Raw genomic sequence first — 22,188 nt, 5'->3', positions numbered from 1 at the left:
TCTTGTACCGTTTCCAGTACACGGTTCACCACCACGGTTCACGAAAGGAACCCGTCTCATGTCCTTCGCCCAGCCCGCCGCCCCCAGCTCCGATTTCAAGATCGCCGACTACGTCGGCCACCTGTTCCTCATCTACCCCCGCGAGCAGCGTCACGGAGTGATCACGTCCAACGGCCCCGCTGACCCGATCGTCGCCGACGTCGTCCTCCTCACCGACCCGGCCGGGCCGCGCGCCGAGACCAACGTCCTCATCTTCCAGAAGGTCCTCATCGGCAGCCTGAAGAACTCGATCGGCCGCGACCCCGTTCTCGGCCGCCTCGGCCGAGGCATCGCCAAGCCCGGCCAGACCGCGCCCTACGTTCTCGACCAGTTCAACGACGCCGACGCGGCCTACGCCACCCAGTACCTGAACGGGGTCGGAGGCAACCCGTTCCCCGCGTTCACCCCCGCCGCCCCCGCGCCCGCCCTGGCCCCTGCTGCCGTCCCGGTCCCCGTGCCGGCCGCTGTTCCCGCCCCGGCTCCCGTTCCCGTCGCCCAGGCGCCGGTGGCGGCGGCCCCGGTTGCTCCGGTAGCTGTGCCCGTTCCGGCCGCCGCTCCGGTCCCCGCCGCCCCGCAGGTGGCGGCGAACCAGGCCGAGGCCCTCGCCGCCATGCAGGCGCTCGGCATGCAGGCCCCGCCCCCGGCGCCCGCCGCGTAACGCGCCCATGAACAGCCCCGAGACGACCGCGCGGATCGTCTCGGGGCTTTCGCGCCCCCACCCACCACCCGGAACCATCGAGGGAAGCGCACTTGAACGACATCTTGCGGGCCGCCCACGAGCTCCACGCCGCCGGGCTCTGCGTCATCCCCGTCGCCCCCACCGGGCTCAAGGCACCCGCAGTCAAGTGGAAGCACTACACCGCAGTCGGCGGCAGCCACCCCCGGCCCGACCTCGCCCAGCTCGACGACTGGTTCACCCCAGGCCGATATGACGGGCTCGGCATCGTGTGCGGCGCCGCCTCCGGCCACCTGGAGCTGTTCGAGTTCGAGGGCCGCGCCGTCCGCGAGAACGTCGCCGCTGACTTCACCGCGCTGGCCGAAGCGTCCGGGCTCGGCGAACTGTGGCGGCGGGTCTCCACCGGCTACATGGAGCTCACCCCTTCCGGCGGCATCCACCTGCTGTACAAGGTGGCCGGCGCGGACGCCCGCAACGCGAAGCTCGCCTCCCGGCCCGCCACCCCAGAGGAACTGGCCGCGTGGAAAGCGGACCAGCAGGCCCTCGTCGACGCCGAGCCGGACCTAGCGCGCCAAGCGAAGCGGCAAGAGGCGCTCGACAAGGTGACCCGCGGCGAGCAGCTGCCCCAGGTGCTCGCCGAGACCAGGGCCGAAGGCGGGTTCGTCGTCGTCGCCCCCTCCGGTGGCCGCTCCCACCCCGAGGGCGGATCCTGGCAGCTGCTCGCCGGCGGACCCGCCACGATCCCCACCATCACCTCCGAAGAGCGCGACGCCCTCCACCAGCTGGCCGCCGTCTTCGACCAGATGCCCGCCAAGACCGCCCCCGCCGAGCAGCCCGCCGCGGGCGCGCTCCCCTTCACCCAGCCCGCCCCGGCCTGGGATGACGAGGACGGCGTCAGCCCCGGCGACGACTACAACGCGCGCACCTCGTGGGATGACATCCTCACCCCGCGCGGCTGGACGCGGCTCTACACCGACTCCGCCGGGGTCACGTACTGGTGCCGTCCCGGCAAGACGCGCGGCATCTCAGCCACCACCGGCCGCAACGACGGCGACAACCTCTACGTGTGGTCCAGCTCCACCGAGTTCGTGACGGAGAGGCCCTACGACCGGTTCGGCGCCATCGCCCACCTCGACTACGGCGGCGACCACTCCGCGGCCGCGAAAGCCCTCCAGGCCCAGGGATACGGCGTGCGGGTCGAGCGCACCATCCCCGCGCCCGCAGTCGCCCCGCCGCCCGTCGTCGGCAACCTCGCCCCCGTCGTCGAACTCCACCCCGACGGGCCCCCGCCCCTCCGGGTGGTCGAGGAGCGGACGTATGCCCAGTCCGACGACGGCAACGCGTTGCAGCTGGTCGACAGGTTCGGCGACGTGATCCGCTACTGCCCCGAGCGCGGGCGTTGGCTCGCCTGGACCGGCGTCCGCTGGGAGTGGCAGCCGATCGGCGGCGGCCTCGTCCGCGAGTACGGCAAGCGCATCGCCCGCGGCCTCGACGAGAGCGACAAGGCCGCCGTCGGCCACAAGAAGAAGGCCCTGTCCGCGCTCGGCACCGGCAGCATGCTCACCCAAGCCCAGACCGACATCCGCATCGTCATCAGCTTCGACGAGCTCGACGCGCAGCCGTGGGAGCTCAACACGCCCGCCGGCATCGTCGACCTGCGCACAGGCACGCTCGGCCCGGCCGACGCCACCCGGCTCCACACCAAGGTCACCGCCTGCTCGCCCGACCCGCACGCCGACCCGGCACGCTGGCATGAGTTCCTGGCCGACACGTTCGGCGGCGACGAACAGCTGGTCGCCTACCTGCAGCGCCTCATCGGCTACTCGGCGACTGGATCCGTCGCCAAGCACGTCTTGCCCTTCTGCGAGGGCACCGGCGGCAACGGCAAAGGCGTGTTCTTGGAGAGCCTTGTCGCGGTTCTTGGCGATTACGCGACCACAGCGCCGAGCGGTTTCTTGATGGCCAAGGCCAGCGTCCAGCATGAGACCGAGATTGCGCGCCTGGCCGGCATGAGAATGGTCGTCTGCTCAGAAGTCGCGGACGACGACCGTTTTGACGAAGTGAAAGTTAAGCAGCTCACTGGCGGCGATACTTTGACGGCTCGTTTTATGAGGCAGGACCATTTCACTTTCAAGCCGACGCACCACCTGTGGCTGATGGGCAACCACCAGCCGTCCGTGCGCGCGGGCGGCCGGGCGTTCTGGCGCAGGCTCAGGTTGATCCCGTTCAAGCACGAGGTGCCGGAAGAGAAGATGGTCGACGACCTGCAGGGCCTCCTGGCCCGCGAGCACGGCCCCGCCCTGCTCGGCTGGATCGTCGCCGGGGCGGCCGCCTACCACCAGTCCGGGCTGCTGGAGCCCGACGCCGTCAAGGTTGCCACCGAGCACTACGCCGCCGACCAGGACACCGTCTTCCGCTTCGTGCAGGACGCCTGCCACACCGCCGACTCCGAGCAGGTCCAGATCAAGACCGCCACCCTGCGGGAAGCCTACGAACGCTGGTGCTTCGACGCTGGCGAGACGCCCGTCTCCCCGAAGAAGCTCACCCAGGAGCTCGCGCGCCGCTTCAACGTCGGCCAGTCCCGGTCCTCCACCACCCGCTACTACACCCGCATCACCCTCCTCACCGATGACCGCGAGGGTGATGACAGATCGGGGAGCGCGAGCCAGGATCCGTCACAGCCGCGGTTCGCCCAGCCGGACGACGGCGACAAGATCGGCGGGCCGGGATGGTGAGCCCGGCGAGCCCCGTGACGGATCGCCGCGCCGATGACAGATCCGTCATCTCGAGAATCCGCCGCCTGACCTGCAAGGATTCGCCGCCCACGTTCAAGGCCATGACGGATGACAGATTCTCCAGCATTAACGCCTATCGCGCGTACGTGTATGCGCGGGCGTACATGCGCGCCCGCATGAATGTCAGCCAATGCGGCGGGAACTGTCATCTGTCATCGGGCGGCGGCGATGATCTCTAGCCCGGCCGTGCTCGACACATGCCGATGCGGGGCGCTGATCTTGGTGTGCCAGTCCGAGGGCATCCCCGCCCGCGCCGACGCCGCCCCGCTCAGCCCCGAGCAGGAGCTGGCCGCGATCCTCGACGGCCGCATGACCTACGACGTGCAGCCCCTCGGACTCCCCCGAAAGCCGTACCTGATGTACCGGCACTCATTCCGCATCGCCAACGGAAAGGGCGAATGGAAAGTCGTCGCCGCCCACAAATGCCCACCCGGACCACACCACCCCACCATTCGCCAACCGCCCACACCCCTCGTCATTCCCTACGCCTCGGCCAGCCCCGATATCCCGCCATTCTGAGGAGACCGCATTGAGAGACGAAGTTGTGGCAGACCTCATGTGGGCGGCCGAATATTGGCCCGACCTCGTCGAGATGAGAATTCCCGGCACCCGCCGGCCATGGCGGCAAACCGAGCTCACCCCCGAGGCGATCGCCGCCCGCGACGAACGCGACAGGATCGAACGGTTCGAGCGGTCGATGCTGTCCCTCGGCGCCTCCCCGGCCCCGCTCGACATCAGCGTGCTGCAGACCGTGCTCGACCTCCTCGTCCAGGCCGACGACCTCGCCGCCACGGTGGCCAGCCACCACGACCACACCGAACTCCCGCCACCCGGGCCCGGCGACATGGACGCCCGGCCGTACCTGCTCTACGTGGCCAGGCACCTGCCTGAGGGGCTGGTCGAGTACGCCCAGCCGATCGCCCGCCGGTTTGTCGACAGGATTGCCCACAGCCTGTGCATGGTCTACGCAGGGCAGCATCTCGACGTGGAATGTCCCTGGTGCCACGGGACGGACGTGTGGCGGGTGCGTGAGCTGCCCGGCGGCATGGTCGCCATCGTGTGCGAGGGCGTGTGTGAGCCCCCAGCCAAGGAGGTGGGCACCTGGTGGGGCGGCCAACCCGTATGGCCGATCACGGACTGGGAGCGGCTCGCCCGCCACATCCAAGCCTCGGAATCGCGTAAAGCACCAGAAACCGTGGCTCCTATCCGATAGCCTCGAAACACCAGGTGATTAGGGGCATGTTTCTGACTGTGCTGAAGGTGCTTGCAGGCGCATAAGCTCGGTGGTTTTGAGCCGAAACCACATCAGGGACCCCCACGGGCGGACGGCCCCATTCGATGCTGCGAATGGCGCCGTCCGCCCGACTCTTTTCCGCGATCATTGCAGCGACCTGCAGGGGCGGGTATTATCCACAGGCAGTGGGCGAAGCACGCCCGGATTCCCCTACCCGCTTCGGTGAGTAGGTGCAGGCCCCGCCTCGGTGGGGCCTTTGCTTTTCCCAGGGAAGACCGCCGACTCCAGCGCCGCCAGCCGGTCGCCGAAGTCCTGGAGCATCTCCTGGATCGCCGCCAACTGCTGAAGCACCTCATCCGCCGGCGCCTCGACCGCAGGCGTCTCGTGGACGAACACGCCCTTGCCCTGCTGGCCGATCACCAGGCCGCGCGTGCGCATCACGCTGATCGCCGACTTCACCACGCTCGCCGACACGTCGTAGCGCTCACCGAGCTGGGCGATCGACGGCAGCGCCGCACCAGGCGGAAGCGTGCCAGCGCGGATCTGCCCCGTCAGGTCATCGACAATCTGCAGATAGGCCGGTCGGCCGGTCTTCTCCACCATTCGCGTCACGGTAGTCGTTTTGGGGGTGAGCGCGTGTGCCCAAGCCCCTTCCACAGGACAAGCGCGACGCCATCCTCGACGACATCAAGGCCGGCAAGACGCGCAACGAGATCGCCCGCGACCACGAGGTCAGCCCCTCCAGCGTGACCAAGCTGGCCCGCGAGAACGACCACGCCTTCGACCGGACGCAGACGAAGAACGCCACGTTGGCGAAGCAGGCCGACAACAAGGCAATGCGCACCGCGCTCGCTCACCGGCTGCTCGTCAAGGCCAACGAGTTTCTCGACCAGATGGACGCCGAGCACGTCGCCTTCAACTTCGGCGGGAAGGACAACACCTTCAACAGCAAGACATTGCCCAGGCCGCCCATCTCAGATCAGCGGAACCTGATGACCGCCGCGGCCGTCGCGATCGACAAGCACCTCGTCATCGAACGCCACGACTCGGCCACCGGCGCCGAGCAGACCGCGTCCCTGCTCGACTCCCTCTTCACAGACCTCCAGGCCCGGCATGGCACTGCGCCTGAGTGACCTGCAAGAGCGGTCCATCGCCCACAGCACCGCGCGCATCAACATCTGGTCCGGCGCCGTCCGCTCCGGGAAGACGATCAGCAGCCTGCTGCGGTGGCTCATGTACGTCGCCACCGCGCCCCGCGGCGGCGCCCTCGTCGTCTCCGGCAAGACCTACGACACCGTGGCCCGCAACGTCTTCGGCCCGCTCCAGGACCCGGCCATCACCGGGCCCGCCGCCAAGCACGTGAAGTACACCCGAGGCGCCGGCACCGCCACCATCCTCGGCCGAACGATCGAGGTCGTCACGGCCAACGACGAGAAGGCCGAAGGGCGCATCCGAGGCTTGACCGCAGCTGGCGCCTACGTCGACGAGCTCACCCTCATCCCAGAGAGCTTCTTCACGCAGCTGCTCGCCCGCCTATCGGTACCCGGCGCGAAGGTGTTCTGCACGACCAACCCGGACGGGCCCGCTCACTGGGTGCGCAAGAAGTTCATCCTCCGCCAGGGCGCCCTCGACCTCAGGTACTGGCACTTCACCCTCGACGACAACCCCGCGCTCGACCCCGCGTACGTGGCCGCGCTGAAGGCGGAGTACGTCGGCCTCTGGTACCGGCGCTTCATCAAGGGCGAATGGTGCCTCGCCTCCGGCGCCATCTACGACACGTGGGACGAGGCCACGCACGTCGTCGACATCCTCCCGCCGATCGTCGAATGGATCGCGACCGGCGTCGACTACGGCACCGTCAACCCGTTCGCCGCGCTCATGCTCGGCCTGGGCGCCGACGGCCGCCTCTACTTCACGCGCGAATGGCGGTACGACTCGAAGCTGCAGCGCCGCTCGTTGACCGACATCGAGTACGCGGATCGTCTCGTGCAGTGGATGGACGCCGGCGGCCACCCGCGGCCCACATACGTCGTCGTCGACCCGTCGGCCGCCTCGTTCCGTGTGCAGCTGCATCAGCCGCCGTACGGGATCGCATCACGGCTGGGCGACAACGAGGTGGTGCCCGGCATCATGACCATGTCGTCGCTGCTGGCCACCGACCGGCTGAAGGTGCACCGCTCCTGTCAGGGCTTCGTCGACGAAGTGCCGGGCTACTCGTGGGATGACGAGAAGGCGGAGAAGGACGGCGAGGACGTGCCCGTCAAGGTCGATGACCACTCGTTGGACGCTGCCCGGTATGCGGTTCACACGACGCGGTCGGTGTGGCAGTACCAGTTGCGTGAGCCGACGCTTCTGGCGGCGTAACGCTCACCAAATGCTTCACAATGCTCCATCTCTGGCACATGAGTAATAGACTGCTTCGGAATGCTTCACTCATGACGTCCCGAGAGGGCCATTTCGGCATGCCCACAGTTCACGAGCAAGGCGTCCAAGAACTGCTCGACCGGATGCTCGATCACCCCGGTGCATCACGGACGTTGGCCGAGACCCGTCGCCGCTTCAAGCTCCCATCAGGCCACCCCAACGCCTTCGACGAGGACTATGCGGCCGCCATCGGCCAGATCTTCCGCTCCAGCCCATCCATCTGGCCCATGGAGCAGGTGGCCGCCTTCGTGGCCGTGCACACCAAGATCTGCGCTGGAGAGATCCTGCAAGTCCTCATCAGCGCAGAGGGCATGGACGGTGGCCCACTCGCGGACTCCCGCCGTAGCGACAACGAAGCCAAGCTGCGCTACTTACCCGTACCGTTCCAGGCCAAGGTTGACCTTCAACAGCATGGCGCCGACTACGACGGCACGCTGAAGTGGGATCAAGCGATCAAGATGGACGGCGCGAGCGGCTGCGTGTTCATCGACAACTGCTGCAACGCGGTGAAGCAACCAATCTCAACCATCAGCACCGTCGCCCCTGGCTGGGCGCCTCTGGAGATCGGCGCAACCACGCCCTCACGGACGCTGCTGCACCTCCTCCAGGAGGGCGCCGTTGCCCGCTGGCCGTACGGCGCTGACCACATCCGCCTCCTGGTCCATCGGAATGGGCCAGTCGTCGTCCGAATCCCGTGACCTAAAGGGAGGTCCGATGGGTCTCCCCACCGGCGGCATCTGGCCGCCCCGACACCTCGCCCCCATCTACCAGCACTACAACACCCTCGACGCCTGGTACCAGGGCGACGCCGAACGCCTGGCCGCCCTGTACGGCGACGCCCGCGGCACCTCCTCCACCGCGCCGGCCAACCGTCCGTCGCAGTACCGCGGCGGCATCGTGGGCGCGTTCGCCCGAACCTTCTGGGGCGCGCCGACCCCGGCCGGGGAGAAGCCCACCAAGTTGCACGTGCCGATCGCGTCCGACATCGCCACCATGAGCTCGGACCTGCTCTTCTCCGAGCCGCCCTCCATCACCGTGGAGAACGAGCAGACGCAGGCCCGCATCGACGAACTCCTGCCCAGCCTCCAGGCCACCCTCCTCGAAGGGTCCGAAGTCGGCGCCGCGCTCGGCGGCTACTACCTGCGCGCCGTCTGGGACACCGACGTCGCCGAAAAGCCCTGGCTGGCCGCCGTGCACGCTGACGCGGCCGTACCCGAGTGGCGCTGGGGCAAGCTGTACGCGGTCACCTTCTGGCGCGTGATCGAGCTCGACGACAAGACCTGCCTCTGGCACCTGGAGCGGCACGAGCCCGGCGCCATCCTCAACGGGTTGTACCGGGGCGGGCCCGGCGACCTCGGCCAGCAGCTGCCCCTCACGCAGCATCCCGAGACCGCCAACCTGCAGCCCGTCATCGAGACCGGCCTCACACGCTGCACCGCCGTCTACGTGCCCAACATGCGGCCGCAACGCCAGTGGCGCAACTTCCCCGCCGGCGCCAACCTCGGACGCAGCGACTTCGACGGCCCCGTGTTGGGCCTCATGGACGCGCTCGACGAGGTGTGGACGTCGTGGATGCGGGAAATCCGCATCGGCAAGGGCCGCGTCCACGTCCCATCCAGCTACCTGCAGAACCTGGGCCCCGGCCAGGGCGCCTACTGGGATCCCGACCGGGAGATCTACGAGGCGCTCAACGTCCTCGGCGGCGACGATCGCATGGAGCTGACGGCGACCCAGTTCGCGATCCGGGTCGTCGAGCACCGCGACACCGCGGCCGAGCTGATGGCCGAGATCCTCCGCGCCACCGGCTACAGCGCCCAGTCCTTCGGCTTGTCCGGCGAGGTGGCCATCACCGCGACCGAGGTGGCCGCGAAGGAGCGCCGCTCGCTCGTCACCCGCGGGCGCAAAGCGCTCTACACCGCGCCCGAACTCGCGAACGCGATCGAGATGCTCCTCCAGCTGGAGGCCAGCATCTTCAAGACCGGCGTCACCCCCGAGCTGCCGACCGTCGTCTTCGGAGACAGCGTCTCCCCCGACATGATGCAGCTGGCCCAGACCGCCGAACTCATGCGCCGGGCCGAAGCCGCCTCCGACGAGACCCTCGTCCGCATGCTGCACCCGGACTGGGATGAGGAGCAGATCCAGGCCGAGGTGCAGGCGATCGCCGACGCCCGCCCGGATCCGATGGAGGACCCGTTCGCGCTGCCCGGCGAGATGGTCGGCGATGAGGATCCGAAGGGTGAAGGGCAGGACGGGCCGCCCACCGAGAAGGAACAGAATGCCTGAGCACGACTGCCGCCACGGCTGCAACGGCGACTGCTACGAGAGCGGTTCGGACGTGTGCACCTTCGTCTGCCACGTCTAACGCGCGGGGAGGTCCACGGTGGCCGTCGACCAGGACCTCCTCGACCGCATCGCCGCCACCGTCGCCGACCTCTACCGCGAGGTGGAGACCGCCCTCGTCCGCACCGTGGCGCAGCGTCTCCGCGCCGACCTTCCCCTCCCGAGCCCCGTGCAGGAGGAGAAGCTCGACGCGATCCGCAAGCTGCAGGCGTCGGCCCGGCTCATCCTGGCCAGCCTCCAGGCCACGCGGGCGCGGATCATCAGGCAGGCCATCGCCGACGCCTACCGATCCGGCGGCGACGCCGCGGTGGCCGACCTCCCCGAGTCCTGGTTCCCTCGCTCCGGTGCCGGCCAGGCCGCGCGCCAGGCCACCACCGTCATCCCCAACGCCAGGGTGATCGAGAACATCGCCCAGGCGCTGCACCGCGACGTCGGCCGCGTCGACCAGAACATCCTGAGGGCGCCCGTCGACGCCTACCGGGCGGTCCAGGCCGGCGCCGCCGCACGCATCATCACCGGCAGCTACACCAGGCGGGAAGCCTCACAGGCGGCGTGGCGGGCGCTGATTGACCGGGGCATCGTCGACTTCACCGACCGCGCCGGCCGCCGCTGGAAGCTCTCCAGCTACGTGGAGATGATCGCCCGCACCAACGCGCAGCGCGCCGCCGTGCAAGGCCAGACCGACCGGCTCGCCGAGATCGGCATCGACCTCGTCTACATCTCGGACAACGTCCAGGAGTGCAAGGTCTGCAGGCCGTTCGAGAGCAAGGTCCTGCGCCGCGACGCGGGCCCGATCGGCGACATCCGGGTGGAGCACGCCACCCGCGACGGCCAGCTCGTCACCGTCCACGTCGTCGACACCCTCCCCGGTGCTATGACGAAGGGGCTATTTCATCCGAATTGCCGCCACAGCTCCAGCGCCTACCTGCCCGGCATCACCAAGCTGAAGACGGGCACCGCCGACCCCGAAGGGGACAAGGCCCGGCAGAAGCAGCGCGCGCTCGAGCGGAAGATCCGTGCCGCCAAGCTGGAAGAGGTCGGCGCGCTCGACGAGCCCGCGAAGAAGGCCGCCCGCGCCCGGGTGCGCGCCGCCCAGGCCGCCCTCCGCGCCCACCTGAAGGCCAACCCCGAGCTGAAGCGCCTCCCCTACAGGGAGGCCATCGGCGCCGGCAACATCCCCAAGGGGGAGCCGTCGGGCGGGCCCATCACACCGCTGCAGCCGCCCGTCCAGGGCCAGCTGCCCGCCCCGCCATCCTCGCCGGACGCCGACCAGGCGCGGGCCCTCGCTGCGCTGAAGGCCAGGCAGGAAGCCGAGCGCAAGGCTCGCGAAGAGGCCGAGGCGCGAGCAGCTGCCGAAGCACAGGCGAAGCGGGAAGCCGAACGGAAGGCGCGCGAGGAGGCTGAGCGCCAGGCCGCAATCGAGACGGCCAAACGGGAGGCCGCCGAGGCTGCCCGCCGCGCCGCCGTCGAGAAGGCACGCCAGGAGGAGGCTGCGCGCGCGGCCACGCCCGGCATGCGCCACGGCGTCCGGCACCGCACCAATCGGGAAGGCATCGACTGGGCCCACAGCAGCCTGCCCAACATCCGTGACCTGCCCGCCGAGCAGCGGGACGCCGTCGTCAACTACACCGGCTACGACTACCTGCTCATCAACAACGGGCTCCGCACGGGCAAGCTCACCCCGGCCGAGCAGATGCGGTTCGACCGGCTGGTGCCCAACATCGACGCCGCCATCGCATCCTCAAGGACACCCGAGCCGGTGCTCGTCCACCGCGGCGCCGACAGCGACTACGGCCGTGCTCTCGGCGTCGATGTCTTCAAACCGGAGACGATGTTGGCGCTGGTGGGCAAGACCTTCACCGAGGCTGGTTACTGGTCGACCAGCGTCGGCAAGGGCGAGCGGGACGGCAGCCAGATCAGCCTGATGATCCGCGTCCCCGCCGGCTACCCGATGCTCGACGTCATGCCCATCTCCAAGTACGGAGAGTCCGAGCTGGAGGTGCTCATCCAGCGCGGCGCCACCTACGTCGTGCATGCTGTGTATAAGCAGCTCGACTCGTGGGTGCTCGAAGTCGAGATCGTCCCCGACGGTTGGAAACGGCCGCCGGGCTGGCGGCCGGACCCGTACGGCCCTGACGACGGCCCAGGCAGCGAAACGGAGGCGCGGTGACGGATCAGCCGTACTCGCACGCCCGCTGGGGGCCCGGCTCGCTCCAACCTGAGGAGACGTCGGCGCCGCCCGCGTACTCACCGATCGCCCAGGGCCAGGTACGGCGCGCCCAGCTGCGCGACCGCGACGGGCGGCTCGTCGGCCACGTCTGGACCGACAACCAGGCCGCAGCCGGCTTCCTCCCCACCGAGACGGCGGCCGGCACCACGGCGGCCTCCTACGTGTGGGTCCTGATGACGGAGTGCGCCGCACGCGACGTGCCCGCGTCCGAGCTGCTCGACCCGGCCCTCTACATGCCCGACTACGTACTCAGCGCCTGACCTTCCCCCCGATCTGGGCCCGCCACCGTGCGGGCCTTTTTCATGTGCCCGCACGGGCACCAACCGATCCCGCACGGGAGACAGCATGACCGACACCACCCCTGAGCCGACCACGCCCACCGACGGCGCCGGCGAACCCACCACGCCCGAAGGCCAGCGGGCCGAACCTCCTGCACAGGAGACGGACTGGAAGGCCATGGCACGCCAGTGGGAGAAGCGCGCCAAGGAGAACAGCAAGGCCGCCGACGACCTGGCCAAGCTCAAGGCCGCAGCCATGAGCGAGCAGGAGAAGGCCGTCGCCGCCGCCAAGGCGGAAGGCGCCACCGAGGCCTCGAAGGCCTTCGGCGCCAAGCTGGCCGCCGCCGAGTTCAAGGCCGCGGTCGCAGCGAAGGGACTCGACCTGGGAGAGGCGCTCGACCTCATCGACACGACGAAGTTCGTGGACGAGCAGGGCGACGTCGACGAGGCCGAGATCAAGAAGGCCGTCACCAAGCTCGCCAAGATCTCAACCTCGCGCGGTCCCGGCCAGTCCGGCGGCGACTTCGGAGGCGGCAACGGCGGCGGCACACCGGCCCGGAGCCTCGACGAACAGATCGCCGAGGCAGAGAAGAACCGCAACTTCGCGCTCGCCATCGCTCTCAAGCGCCGGCGCGCTGGACACAACCCGACGACAACCTAGGAGTAGACCATGGCGGGGATCACCGGCCTCGGCACTACCTTCAACCTGCCCAACTACACGGGCGAGCTGTTCGCGCTCACGCCGGACGACACCCCGCTGCTCTCCTCGATCGGCGGCCTCACAGGCGGCGGCCAGGCCATCTCGACGGAGTTCGAGTGGGAGACGTTCGACCTGCGCGACCCTGGCCAGCGGACCAAGGTGGAAGGCGCCACGGCGCCGACCGCTGAGGAGCGGTTGCGGGCGAACGTCACCAACGTGGTGCAGATCCACCAGGAGACGGTGTCCGTCTCCTACACGAAGCAGGCCGCTACCGGCCAGCTCGCCAGCCCCCAGAGCGCGCCGTTCAACCACCCGGGCGGCGGACCCAACCCGATCACCTCGGAGCTGGACTGGCAGGTACAGCAGGCGATCAAGTCGATCGCGTTGGACGTGAACTGGTCCTTCATCAACGGCCAGCACGTCAAGCCCGCCACCAACGCGACCGCCCGCCAGACCAAGGGCCTGCTCGCCGCCATCACCACCAACCGCATCGCCAAGGGCACCACCGTGTCCGGCGCCACCTCGGCTACCGACACCATCACGAGCACGGGCCACGGCCTGGCCGACGGCGACAAGATCGTGTTCACCGCCGTCGGGGCGGCGACCGGCATCATCCCCGGCCGCCTCTACTACGTCGACCAGCTCGACGCCAACACCTTCAAGGTGTCCAGCAGCCTCGGCGGCACAGCGATCACGCTCGGCACCGCGACCGGCATCGCCTTCACCAAGCCCTGGGCGACCACGCTGACGAGCGACCACGTCAACGACCTGATCCAGCTCGGCTACGACAACGGCGGCTTCTCCGAGCAGACCACCGCCACCCTGCTCGTCAACAGCGCCCAGAAGCGGGCCATCACCAAGGCCTACGCCTCGGCTTACGGCCAGTTCCAGGAGACGTCCCGCAACGTCGGCGGCGTCAACGTCACCACGGTGACGACCGATTTCGGCACCTTCAACATCATGCTCGACCGGCACATGCCGCAGGACACCATCGTCGCTGTCTCACTCGAGCAGCTGATGCCGGTCTTCCTCAGCATCCCGGGCAAGGGCGTGTTCTTCGAGGAGCCCCTGGCCAAGACCGGCGCAAGCGACAACGTCCAGCTGTACGGCGAGATCGGGCTCAAGTTCGGCAACGAGCGCGCCCACGCCGTCATGACCGGGCTCAAGCTCTAATGCCCACGTTCGTGCGCGCTGCCGGGGCGCATGCGGCCGAGCGGGTCCGGCCGGAGCCCGGCAGCGACGAGGAGACCCGCCTCGAGGAGCTGGCCGCCGACCCGCAGTCGGGGTGGCGGCGCATCGAAGACGTGGAGGGGGCGGAGACTCGCGGCTCCGTCCCCTCCGCTCCACCTGAGCCGGTCGAGTCTGGCCGGCCACCGCAGTCCGCCCCGAAGGCTGCATGGGTCGAGTGGGCCGCCGCGCACGGCATGGACCGTGAACAGGCCGACGACCTGACCAAGGCCCAGCTGATCGAGCTGGCCGACCAACTCGACAAGGAGTAGGGCATGGCGCGCGTCGTCATCACCAGCCCCACCGTCCCGTCAACCGCCGGCGTCGCAGTCACGCCCACGAACTTCACGGTCGACGGCATCGCGATCCCGAACGCCGCCAAGCGCGCGGTGCGCGTCACCAACAGCAGTGGCGCCTCGGTGAACATCACGGAGAAGTTCGGGCCGGCCGCCGCCGTCGACGGCGTCGCTCCCGCCGACCGGGTCATCCCCCTCGCCGCCTCCGCGACGAAGTGGTTCGGCCCCTGGCCGGGCGCCTACACGCAGGACGACGGGTCGGTCTACATCGACGTGTCCCTGCCGACCTCGGTGACGTACGAGGTCGTGGAGATCACCCCCAAGTAGGGGTCCCTGAGCGCGCGGGCGGGCCTCGCTGGGGGGTGCTGAGCCCGCCCGCGTTCAACTTTCGAGGAGGTGTGCATGGCGTACGCGACCATCGCTGATCTGGTCCCGGCCTACGTCGACCCCGAACCCGCGGGCGCCGCGCTACTGCTGGCCCGCGCGTCCCGCCTCGTCGACGGCGCCCTCCTCACGGCCGTCTACCCCGTCGACGAGAACGGACTACCGACCGAGGCCCAGCACGTCACCGCCCTGAAGGAGGCGACGTGCGAGCAGGTGGCCGCGTGGCTGGAGGCCGGGGAGACCGGCACCGGCGCCGCGGCCGAGTACCGGGACGTGCAGATCGGCTCGGTACGGCTGGCACGCGGCGGGCGCGGCTCTGAGACCGGGGCGGGCGGTGGAGGCTCGGCCGCCGCCCGCCTCGCCCCCCAAGCCCTCCTCATCCTGCAACAGGCCCAGCTCACCGGGCACGAGCCGTACACCTACCAGGCCTGCGACGCGGCCGATGGGTAGCATCCCGGCCTACCTGCTCCGCCACCAGGTGCTGGTCGAGCCCCTCATCGGTGAGGGCCCGTACGGCCCCCAGTTCGGCACGGCCACCACCGAGCGCGCCTTCATCGACGAGAAACGCCGCCTCGTCCGCGACGCCCAGGGCGCCGAGGTCGTCTCCGAGACGACCGTCTACATGCGGCTCGACGCGACATGCCCGGCCGGGAGCCGGGTCACCGTCAACGGCCGGACCTCCTACGTCATCACCGCGTCCAGGCGAGACGGCGGCGGTCTGCCCACGCCCGATCATCTCGAGGTCGCACTCCAGTAAGGAGGTGGTCGCGGTGGCTCAGCGGTCCACGCTCAAGCTCGACACCGGCCAGCTCGACACGCGCATGCAGGAGGGCGCCGCGAAGGGCCTGAAGGTCGCCATGGAGCACCTACTGCAGGTAAGCCGCGAGGAAGTCCCCCACGAGGAAGGCACGCTCGAACTGTCCGGCACCCCATCGGTAGACGAGTCCGAGCTGCGGGGCGCCGTCTCCTATGACGGCCCGTACGCGGTCATCCAGCACGAGGACCTCACCTTCAAACACGACGCTGGCCGGAAGGCGAAATACCTGGAGGATCCGTTCGACGCCGAGCAGCAGACCATGCAGGAGCTGATCGCCGCCGAGATACGACGGTCCCTGCGATGAGCTGGACCACGAACCTGCTCACCACGATCGCCGAACACCTCGCCGCCCAAGGCGTCGGAGCGTGGAAGCCCAGCGGCGGCTACACCGCGGCGGAGACCGCGATCGTGTTCGCCCGCCTCCCCACCACACCCGACCGCGCCATCGCGCTCGCCGCGTACGGCGTCGACCAGTTCGCCGACGACCCCGTCAACACCGACGGCACCCAGGGCGTGCAGCTGCGCATCCGCGGCATCCCGCTCGACCCGCGCAGCGCCGACGACATCGCCGACAACTGCTTCGACGCCCTCCAGGGGTGGCAGGCGCCGGCGGCCGGGATCCTGCTCTGCACCCGCCGCATCAACGCCGCCATGGGCGTTGATGCGAATCAGCGCTGGGAGCGGGCCGACTCCTACCACCTGCTCGTCCACCGACCCACCACACTCCGCCCCGGATAAGGGAGACCATCAATGGCACTCGAATCGATGTTGGCCTCAGCATGGGCCCTCGATGTCAACACCGGCACTGAGGCCGCGCCCGTCTGGACAGCCGTGAAGGGCCTTTCCTCGCTCAAGGAGAACATCGAGTCGTCGATGGAAGACGACAGCGATTTCGATAACGACGGCTGGGGATCGTCCCAGGTTACGCAGCGCACGTGGAAGCTGGACTGTGAGGCGAAGCGCAAGAAGCAGACCGGCAGCCCCACCTTCATCCCCGATGCGGGCCAGCAGTTCATCCTCGACGCTGGCAACCTGGTCGGGGTGGGATCCAACGTCCAGATCCGGTACTACCGGCGGGATGGAGACCCCAAGGCGTGGATGGGGTACGTCTCCGTGGAGTACAAGGGCGGCGGCGGTGAGGTGAAGAACCTCGAACCATTCTCATTCACCCTGCATGGCCAGGGCGAGCGCGTCCCGATCACCAACCCCGCGGCCTGACAGGAGGGCGTACCGAGCCATGCCCCGATTCCCCGAACTCGACGCCAGCCTCGGCGAAACCCTCGACCTGCCCGTGCCTCTCCCGAACGGGCAGGTGAAGACCTATTCGGTGCCGCCGGTCGACGCCGAGACTTGGACGTGGCTGACCACACGGTTCGGCGCGGCCGGTGACGACGAGACCGTCGATGACACCTCCGAGATGGCTCTCTACGGGCACTGCCTCGGCCCCGTCTTGGACCAGCTCAAGACCGACAGAGCTGGCCTGGAGCAGATCCGCCGCTGCGGCCTCACCGCCCTGTCCTGGCACGTGTACGGCGAGGAAGCCGCACTGAAGATCTGGGAGGGCGGCATCCCAAAACGACGATCGACGTCGGAGACGGCCGAGCCGACGGAGATCCCGGCGGAGGCCCCATCGACCCCGTCACCGGGCTCAGAGAGTGGTACAACCCCGACCCCGAAGAGGGCGCGGGGATCACGTGGGCGGACATCTTCGACCGCTGGGCGCTCGTAGAAGCTGACCTCCACCAGCTGTACGGCATCGACCTGGGCAGGCCCGGCCTCCTGAAGGAGCGCACCGGCCACTGGCTGAGGGTGCGCATCATCGGCCTGCTCAGCGAGCCGCGCACCCGCCTGTTCCGCGTCTTCCGCGCCCGCGAAGAACAACAAGGCCCTGGCCGCCCGCTCGATGAGGCCAGCTTCGACGACTACTGACGTGAGGGGGTGACCTCCTCATGGCGTTGACCGTCGGCGAGCTCGTCGCCTACGCCCAGATCGACCGCTCCGACTTCACGCGTGGCACCCGTGAGATCGCTTCCGACCTGCGATCCCTGCAGTCCGAGACGTCCAGCTCAATGGCCGGCATGGAGGGCTCGGTTGTCCGGTCGCTGGCAGACATCCAGCGCGCGATCGCCGACGGCCTCGACCCCGCGTCAGCCATCGCTGATCTGGACCGGCTGGAAGCCTCCCTCGAACAGGCCTTCAAGGACATGGAGGAGGACGCCGACCGTTTCGCCGCCGAGCTTGAGCGCGCGGTGGATGAGGCGTTCGACGACCTCGACCAGCACCGCCGCGGCGAGCTTGAGGTCGAGATCGACGCCGACATCGCCCAGGCGCTCGCCGCTCTCGGCGTTCTGGAGGAGGCGGCCGAGGACAGCGGGGAGCAGGCCGGGGAACGGTTCGTGCGCGGCGCTGACGGACGCCTGCGGGATGCGCGTGGCCGGTTCGTCGCCGAAGGCAAGCAGCTGTTCGACGGGCTCGCGGATGGGGCAGAGGAGGCCGCGGACAAGACCGGCAAGGCGTTCGAGGGCGGCATGTCCGTGCTCGGAAAGGCCGGGCCCGCCAACGTGGCCATCGCCGCGGCGGCGATCGAGGCGCTGCCCCTGATCGCCTCAGTGGCGGCGGGCGGGATCGTGGCCGCCCTCGGCGCCGGCCTGGCCGCCGTCGGCTTCAAGGCGGCCGCTACCTCCGACGCTGTGCGGCATGCCTGGTCGGAGACTGCGGACGAGATCAAGCGCGAGCTGGCCGACGTGGCCAAGCCCTTCGAGGGCAGTGCGATCCGCGCCGCCGAGGTCGCCGAGAAGGCGTTCGACCGGCTCAAGCCGTCCCTGAAGCGGATCTTCGCGGACCTCGTACCCGACGTCGATCACTTCATCGCGAAGGTGGGCGAAGGCGTCGGGTCTCTCGGCCCGACCTTGGAGCGGCTCGGCGACGCCGCAGGCACCGTCCTGCGCGCGCTGGGCGACCGCATGCCCGCGATCATCGACAACATCTCCGACACCCTCGACAAGCTCGCCGAGATCGCCAACGAAGACCCGCAGATGCTTGCCGACCTGGTCGAGGACGCCACCGCGCTGCTGAGCGTGGGCGCTGACGTGCTGGCCTGGGCTGACGAGATCAAGGCCGTGCTCACCCTGCCGATCGACGCGAGCAATGCGGGCAACGTGCTGTTCGAGGCCATGTTCGGGGCGAGCCCCGAGCAGCTCCAGCAGGACATGGAGAATCTGCCGGCCGCGCTCGCCCGCGCGAAGGAGGCCGCGGCCAACGCAGCCACCGCGATGCAGGGCGTGGGCGGCGCCGGCGACGACGCGGCGGCCGGCGTGCGCAACTTCAGCGACTCCCTTGAGGAGTTGTTTGACCCGGCCAGCGCGGCGTTGAACGCCGAAATCCGGTTGAAGGACGCGCTGCACGAGGCTGCCGCAGCGGCCAAGGAAGGCAAGCTGACCAACCTCGACCGGCTCAAGACGGTGCGGGACGTCACGAACGCTCTCGCGGACGCAGCTACGGCCGAGCACGAGAGGACGGGGAAGACGGAGGAGGCCTCGGCCGCGTTCGCCCGTCAGCTGCCCACGTTGGCCGACTTGGCAGGCAAGAACGGTGCCGCCAAGGACGCGATCGTCGGGCTCGGCAACAGCCTGGGCGTCACCATCGGCCGGACCGACGAAGGCAAGATCGCCATCGACAAGTTCGGCAAGGCGGTCGTGACCTTGCCGGACGGCAAGCGGATCAAGATCGACGCCGACACCGCGAAGGCGCTCACCGGGCTCGCCGACACCAAGAAGAAGACCGACGAGGTCAAGGACAAGAAGGTCAAGGTCGACGCCGACACCAAGCAGGCGGTGTCCGAGGTCAAGAAGGTCACGAGCGGACTCGACGGCCTCAAGGGCCAGGCCCACAAGGCCGGCCAGGATCTCGGGTCCGGCCTGACCGCCGGTATCCGATCGATGATCGGCGACGCCATCGCGGCGGCGAAGAGTCTCGCCTCGGCAGCTCTCAAGGGAGCCAAGGACTTCCTAGGCATCCACAGCCCCAGCACGGTGATGGCCGAGGTTGGCCGCTGGACCGTCAAGGGACTCATCAAGGGCCTGGCAGACGAAGAGGGCAACGCTGTCTCCGCAGCCGAACAGATGGTGTCCAAGATCAAGGACGCCTTTGGGTCCAAGCCCGATGTGGCTGACCACCTTCTCACGTTCATCACCAAGGGCAACGACTCCCTGGCTTCTCTGGCCAAGCAGCGTGAGGACCTCGTCAAGCGGCTGGCGGACGCGAAGGAGTACGCGAAGAAGGTCGCCGGGTCGGCCCAGGAGTGGGCGGCGATCACTGGCCTGTCCGAGGAAGAGCTCAACGCGGGCGACTTCTCGGGCTCGCTGAGGGATCGAGCGCAGGCGATCAAGGATTTCGCGAACGACATCAAGCGGCTGGCCGAGCGTGGCCTGAACAAGACCACGTTGCGGCAGATCATCGACGCGGGTGTCGAGAAGGGCGCGTCGATCGCCGACATGCTGGTCGGCGCCCCAGGCAGCGAGATCAAGGCCATCAACACCGCTCAGAAGCAGATCGACAACATGTCGAAGCAGCTGGGCAAGACCGGCGCCGACGCCCTCTACGACGTCGGCAAGCGGGCCGGTGACGGCTACCTCAAGGGTCTGCAGGACAGCTTGAAGAAGCTGGACGCGGAGATGACGAAGATCGTCCAAGCTCTGGTGCGGGCGATCAAGAAGGAACTCAAGATCAAGAGTCCGTCGCAGGTGATGGCCGACATCGGCGTCAACACCATCGCCGGATGGATCGTCGGCGTCCAGTCCATGGCCGGCGCCGCCACCGACGCCCTGAAGGGAGTCATCGGCGGCACCCTCACCAAGGGATCCCTGCCCGACGACCTGCTCGCCCCCAGCCGAACATCGTTCAGCGGCGGCCTGCGGGATGTCGGCGACGTGTCCCAGCACGGCTACGGCCAGCCTGCAGCCCAGGCCGCGCCGCCGTCGAGCGGCGTGACCGTGATCATGAACGACACGGTGATCCGCGAGGAGGCCGACGTGAAGCGGGTGGGCGCCGAGTTCGGATTCGAGTACGGCCTGCGGGCCCCAGCCAACGCATAAGGAGGCCCTGATGGGGCTGCAGGGATACACCGCGGCCGACCTGGCGCGGCTACGAAGCGTGCAGGCGAACGCGGGCCGGACCGCGGTGCGCCGGCGTGAGCCGATCGTGAACGGCCGCCGGATCCGGATCATCCGGCGGCTCACCGACTCGGGAGCGGTCGTACTCACCCGCGAATACCACCGGGTGCACGACCAGCACAAAGACGTCACCGTACGCGTGCCCCTGATCAAGGGCGTGGGAGGAGTACGACAGTGGTGAGAGCACGAGCCCGGCAGCGGGCACGGCTGGAGTTGGAGCTCGCCCTCGAAGACGAGATGGACGCGCTGGAGGACGCCAAGAACCTGCACGCCGAGCAGCGCACACCGGAGTCCAGGCTGGCCAAGCGGCAAGCCATGGCGTCCATCGCCGAAACCCGCACCTGGCTGCGCGCCAAAGCCCGCCTCGAGGAAGCCCAGCGCGAGGTCCAGGAGTACGCCGGCGCGACGGATCCGAAGAAGGTAGCGATCCGGGCCCGCGCCGAAGCCGACCTGGAGCGCATCCCGCGCGAATTCGGTCCGCTTCTGGCCGCGATGGAGCAGCTGGCCGCAGGCGCTGCCACCGCGTCAGACCAGCCGCTGCCGGACGGGTCGGTCCAGGTGTCGCCTCAGACGATCAAGGCGCGGACCCGCGTTGGGAGGGGCAACTGATGGCCTGGACTGCGAGCGGCATCATGGTCGCCTCCTACGTCGACAAGTGGGACGACACCCAGCTGGCCACCGACATGACGTCGGAGACGGACCTGAAGGCCGCCTTCTTCGGCGCCGGGGTGACGCCCAACTTCACCACCGACACCGCCTACAACGCCAACACCTGGCTGCTGGCCAACGAGTCCTCCGGCGCGGGTTACACCGCAGGCGGGGTGCTGCTGACCACCACGACGTTCCTGGCCGGTTCGGGCTCGGCGGTGTTCGACGCCAACAACATCTCCATCCCCAACTCGACGATCGCCGCTGAGGGCTACCTCGGCTACGACGACGCCCACTCCGACCGCGCCCTGTGGGCCACCTGGTTCGGCAGCCTCGAGGAAACCCAGGACGGGACCTTCCTCGTCACGCACGACCCGTCCGGCATCTACAGCCTCGATCTGACGCCGTAGGGGGTGCCGTGGCGACGATCAAGCATTACCTTCAGCCCGAAGAGGCGCAGTTCCTCGGCTCAGCGTTCCCCGCCTACGACAAGATCAACGGCACGAACTTCCCGGTATCGCGACTCCTATACGACGCCTCCACCGCCGAGACCGCCTACTGGAAGCTCGAGGCTGTCAACTACGGATCAGGCAACATCACGTGCGATCTGATCTGGTACGCGGTCAACGCCACCACCGGAGTGGTCCGATGGGAGGTCGCCCTGGCGGCGATCACCCCTGAGACGGACTCACAGGACGTCGAAACCAAGGCATTCGCCACCGCCCAATCGGTGGACGACACCCACCTGGGCACCACCTCCAAGCGGCTGCACAAGGCGACCATCACCATCTCCAACCTCGACTCTGTCGGGGTTGGGGACGAGTGCTGGCTGCTGGTGCGTCGGGTCGCCAACAACGCCGCCGACACGCTGGCCAACGACGCCGCTCTTTCCTCTGTCCGGCTGGCCTACTCCGACTGACAGGAGGTAG

The 22,188-nt window shown here is 68.9% G+C and carries 26 protein-coding genes; 25 read left to right on the top strand and 1 reads right to left on the bottom strand.

What is annotated here, in order from left to right; genetic code table 11:
* Positions 1 to 58: 58 nt before the first annotated feature.
* The 4 genes from ACWENQ_RS08430 to ACWENQ_RS08415 all read left to right on the top strand — a co-directional run bounded on the left by ACWENQ_RS08430 (position 59) and on the right by ACWENQ_RS08415 (position 4,723).
* The gene (locus ACWENQ_RS08430; RefSeq protein ID WP_452413315.1) at positions 59 to 697 is read left to right on the top strand and encodes a hypothetical protein; all 639 of its coding nucleotides are present in this window, start codon (positions 59 to 61) and stop codon (positions 695 to 697) included.
* 92 nt (positions 698 to 789) lie between these two features.
* Positions 790 to 3,450 carry a phage/plasmid primase, P4 family gene (locus tag ACWENQ_RS08425; RefSeq protein ID WP_452413314.1) on the top strand — a complete coding sequence of 887 codons (2,661 nt, stop codon included), beginning with the start codon at positions 790 to 792 and terminating at the stop codon, positions 3,448 to 3,450.
* Between the two features lie 246 nt (positions 3,451 to 3,696).
* A complete protein-coding gene (locus ACWENQ_RS08420; RefSeq protein WP_452413312.1) occupies positions 3,697 to 4,029 on the top strand; it encodes a hypothetical protein in 333 nt (110 codons plus the stop codon).
* A gap of 10 nt (positions 4,030 to 4,039) precedes the next feature.
* Positions 4,040 to 4,723, top strand: a complete 684-nt coding sequence (locus tag ACWENQ_RS08415) for a hypothetical protein (RefSeq protein ID WP_452413310.1) — start codon at positions 4,040 to 4,042, stop codon at positions 4,721 to 4,723.
* A gap of 231 nt (positions 4,724 to 4,954) precedes the next feature.
* On the opposite strand, the gene ACWENQ_RS08410 is transcribed toward ACWENQ_RS08415, so the two are convergent.
* Positions 4,955 to 5,347, bottom strand: coding sequence for a GntR family transcriptional regulator (locus ACWENQ_RS08410; RefSeq protein WP_452413308.1), 393 nt, complete (start codon positions 5,345 to 5,347; stop codon positions 4,955 to 4,957).
* Between the two features lie 35 nt (positions 5,348 to 5,382).
* Between ACWENQ_RS08410 and ACWENQ_RS08405 the strand changes: the two genes are divergently transcribed.
* The 21 genes from ACWENQ_RS08405 to ACWENQ_RS08305 all read left to right on the top strand — a co-directional run bounded on the left by ACWENQ_RS08405 (position 5,383) and on the right by ACWENQ_RS08305 (position 22,178).
* Positions 5,383 to 5,877: a hypothetical protein gene (locus tag ACWENQ_RS08405; RefSeq protein ID WP_452413306.1), complete on the top strand. Its 495-nt coding sequence runs from the start codon at positions 5,383 to 5,385 to the stop codon at positions 5,875 to 5,877.
* Positions 5,858 to 7,108 (top strand): PBSX family phage terminase large subunit, encoded by a 1,251-nt coding sequence (locus ACWENQ_RS08400; RefSeq protein ID WP_452413304.1) that lies wholly within the window; start codon positions 5,858 to 5,860, stop codon positions 7,106 to 7,108. Before ACWENQ_RS08405 ends, ACWENQ_RS08400 begins: the two co-directional genes overlap by 20 nt.
* A gap of 71 nt (positions 7,109 to 7,179) precedes the next feature.
* Positions 7,180 to 7,866 carry a hypothetical protein gene (locus ACWENQ_RS08395; RefSeq protein ID WP_452413303.1) on the top strand — a complete coding sequence of 229 codons (687 nt, stop codon included), beginning with the start codon at positions 7,180 to 7,182 and terminating at the stop codon, positions 7,864 to 7,866.
* 16 nt (positions 7,867 to 7,882) lie between these two features.
* A complete protein-coding gene (locus tag ACWENQ_RS08390) occupies positions 7,883 to 9,451 on the top strand; it encodes a hypothetical protein (protein ID WP_452413301.1) in 1,569 nt (522 codons plus the stop codon).
* Between the two features lie 97 nt (positions 9,452 to 9,548).
* Complete coding sequence (locus ACWENQ_RS08385; RefSeq protein ID WP_452413299.1) at positions 9,549 to 11,678, top strand: phage minor capsid protein; 2,130 nt, start codon at positions 9,549 to 9,551, stop codon at positions 11,676 to 11,678.
* Entirely contained in the window at positions 11,675 to 11,998 is a 324-nt protein-coding gene (locus ACWENQ_RS08380) for a hypothetical protein (RefSeq protein ID WP_452413298.1), read from the top strand. The genes ACWENQ_RS08385 and ACWENQ_RS08380 overlap by 4 nt, the downstream gene beginning before the upstream one ends.
* Positions 11,999 to 12,083: 85 nt before the next feature.
* A complete protein-coding gene (locus ACWENQ_RS08375) occupies positions 12,084 to 12,677 on the top strand; it encodes a hypothetical protein (protein ID WP_452413296.1) in 594 nt (197 codons plus the stop codon).
* A gap of 9 nt (positions 12,678 to 12,686) precedes the next feature.
* Positions 12,687 to 13,889, top strand: coding sequence for an SU10 major capsid protein (locus ACWENQ_RS08370; RefSeq protein ID WP_452413294.1), 1,203 nt, complete (start codon positions 12,687 to 12,689; stop codon positions 13,887 to 13,889).
* An 11-nt stretch (positions 13,890 to 13,900) separates the two neighbouring features.
* Entirely contained in the window at positions 13,901 to 14,215 is a 315-nt protein-coding gene (locus ACWENQ_RS08365) for a hypothetical protein (protein ID WP_452413293.1), read from the top strand.
* Positions 14,216 to 14,218: 3 nt separating this feature from the next.
* Positions 14,219 to 14,566: a hypothetical protein gene (locus ACWENQ_RS08360; protein ID WP_452413291.1), complete on the top strand. Its 348-nt coding sequence runs from the start codon at positions 14,219 to 14,221 to the stop codon at positions 14,564 to 14,566.
* A 75-nt stretch (positions 14,567 to 14,641) separates the two neighbouring features.
* On the top strand, positions 14,642 to 15,073 hold the full coding sequence (locus ACWENQ_RS08355; protein ID WP_452413289.1) for a hypothetical protein: 432 nt from the start codon (positions 14,642 to 14,644) through the stop codon (positions 15,071 to 15,073).
* Entirely contained in the window at positions 15,066 to 15,380 is a 315-nt protein-coding gene (locus ACWENQ_RS08350) for a hypothetical protein (RefSeq protein WP_452413287.1), read from the top strand. The genes ACWENQ_RS08355 and ACWENQ_RS08350 overlap by 8 nt, the downstream gene beginning before the upstream one ends.
* Positions 15,381 to 15,393: 13 nt before the next feature.
* A complete protein-coding gene (locus ACWENQ_RS08345) occupies positions 15,394 to 15,744 on the top strand; it encodes a hypothetical protein (protein WP_452413285.1) in 351 nt (116 codons plus the stop codon).
* Positions 15,741 to 16,178, top strand: coding sequence for a minor capsid protein (locus ACWENQ_RS08340; protein WP_452413283.1), 438 nt, complete (start codon positions 15,741 to 15,743; stop codon positions 16,176 to 16,178). Before ACWENQ_RS08345 ends, ACWENQ_RS08340 begins: the two co-directional genes overlap by 4 nt.
* Before the next feature lie 12 nt (positions 16,179 to 16,190).
* On the top strand, positions 16,191 to 16,658 hold the full coding sequence (locus tag ACWENQ_RS08335) for a phage tail tube protein (protein WP_452413282.1): 468 nt from the start codon (positions 16,191 to 16,193) through the stop codon (positions 16,656 to 16,658).
* A gap of 19 nt (positions 16,659 to 16,677) precedes the next feature.
* On the top strand, positions 16,678 to 17,169 hold the full coding sequence (locus ACWENQ_RS08330; protein ID WP_452413280.1) for a DUF7426 family protein: 492 nt from the start codon (positions 16,678 to 16,680) through the stop codon (positions 17,167 to 17,169).
* Between the two features lie 220 nt (positions 17,170 to 17,389).
* Positions 17,390 to 20,533: a hypothetical protein gene (locus ACWENQ_RS08325; protein WP_452413278.1), complete on the top strand. Its 3,144-nt coding sequence runs from the start codon at positions 17,390 to 17,392 to the stop codon at positions 20,531 to 20,533.
* Positions 20,534 to 20,543: 10 nt separating this feature from the next.
* A complete protein-coding gene (locus tag ACWENQ_RS08320; protein ID WP_452413276.1) occupies positions 20,544 to 20,792 on the top strand; it encodes a hypothetical protein in 249 nt (82 codons plus the stop codon).
* Between the two features lie 32 nt (positions 20,793 to 20,824).
* On the top strand, positions 20,825 to 21,220 hold the full coding sequence (locus ACWENQ_RS08315; RefSeq protein ID WP_452413275.1) for a hypothetical protein: 396 nt from the start codon (positions 20,825 to 20,827) through the stop codon (positions 21,218 to 21,220).
* Complete coding sequence (locus ACWENQ_RS08310) at positions 21,220 to 21,669, top strand: hypothetical protein (protein ID WP_452413274.1); 450 nt, start codon at positions 21,220 to 21,222, stop codon at positions 21,667 to 21,669. Before ACWENQ_RS08315 ends, ACWENQ_RS08310 begins: the two co-directional genes overlap by 1 nt.
* A gap of 8 nt (positions 21,670 to 21,677) precedes the next feature.
* Complete coding sequence (locus ACWENQ_RS08305) at positions 21,678 to 22,178, top strand: hypothetical protein (RefSeq protein WP_452413272.1); 501 nt, start codon at positions 21,678 to 21,680, stop codon at positions 22,176 to 22,178.
* Positions 22,179 to 22,188: the final 10 nt, after the last annotated feature.

It is taken from the genome of Nonomuraea sp. NPDC004354, assembly GCF_053602555.1.
Note: the sequence above shows the minus strand (reverse complement) of the source record. Positions and strands in the feature narration are given on the sequence as shown.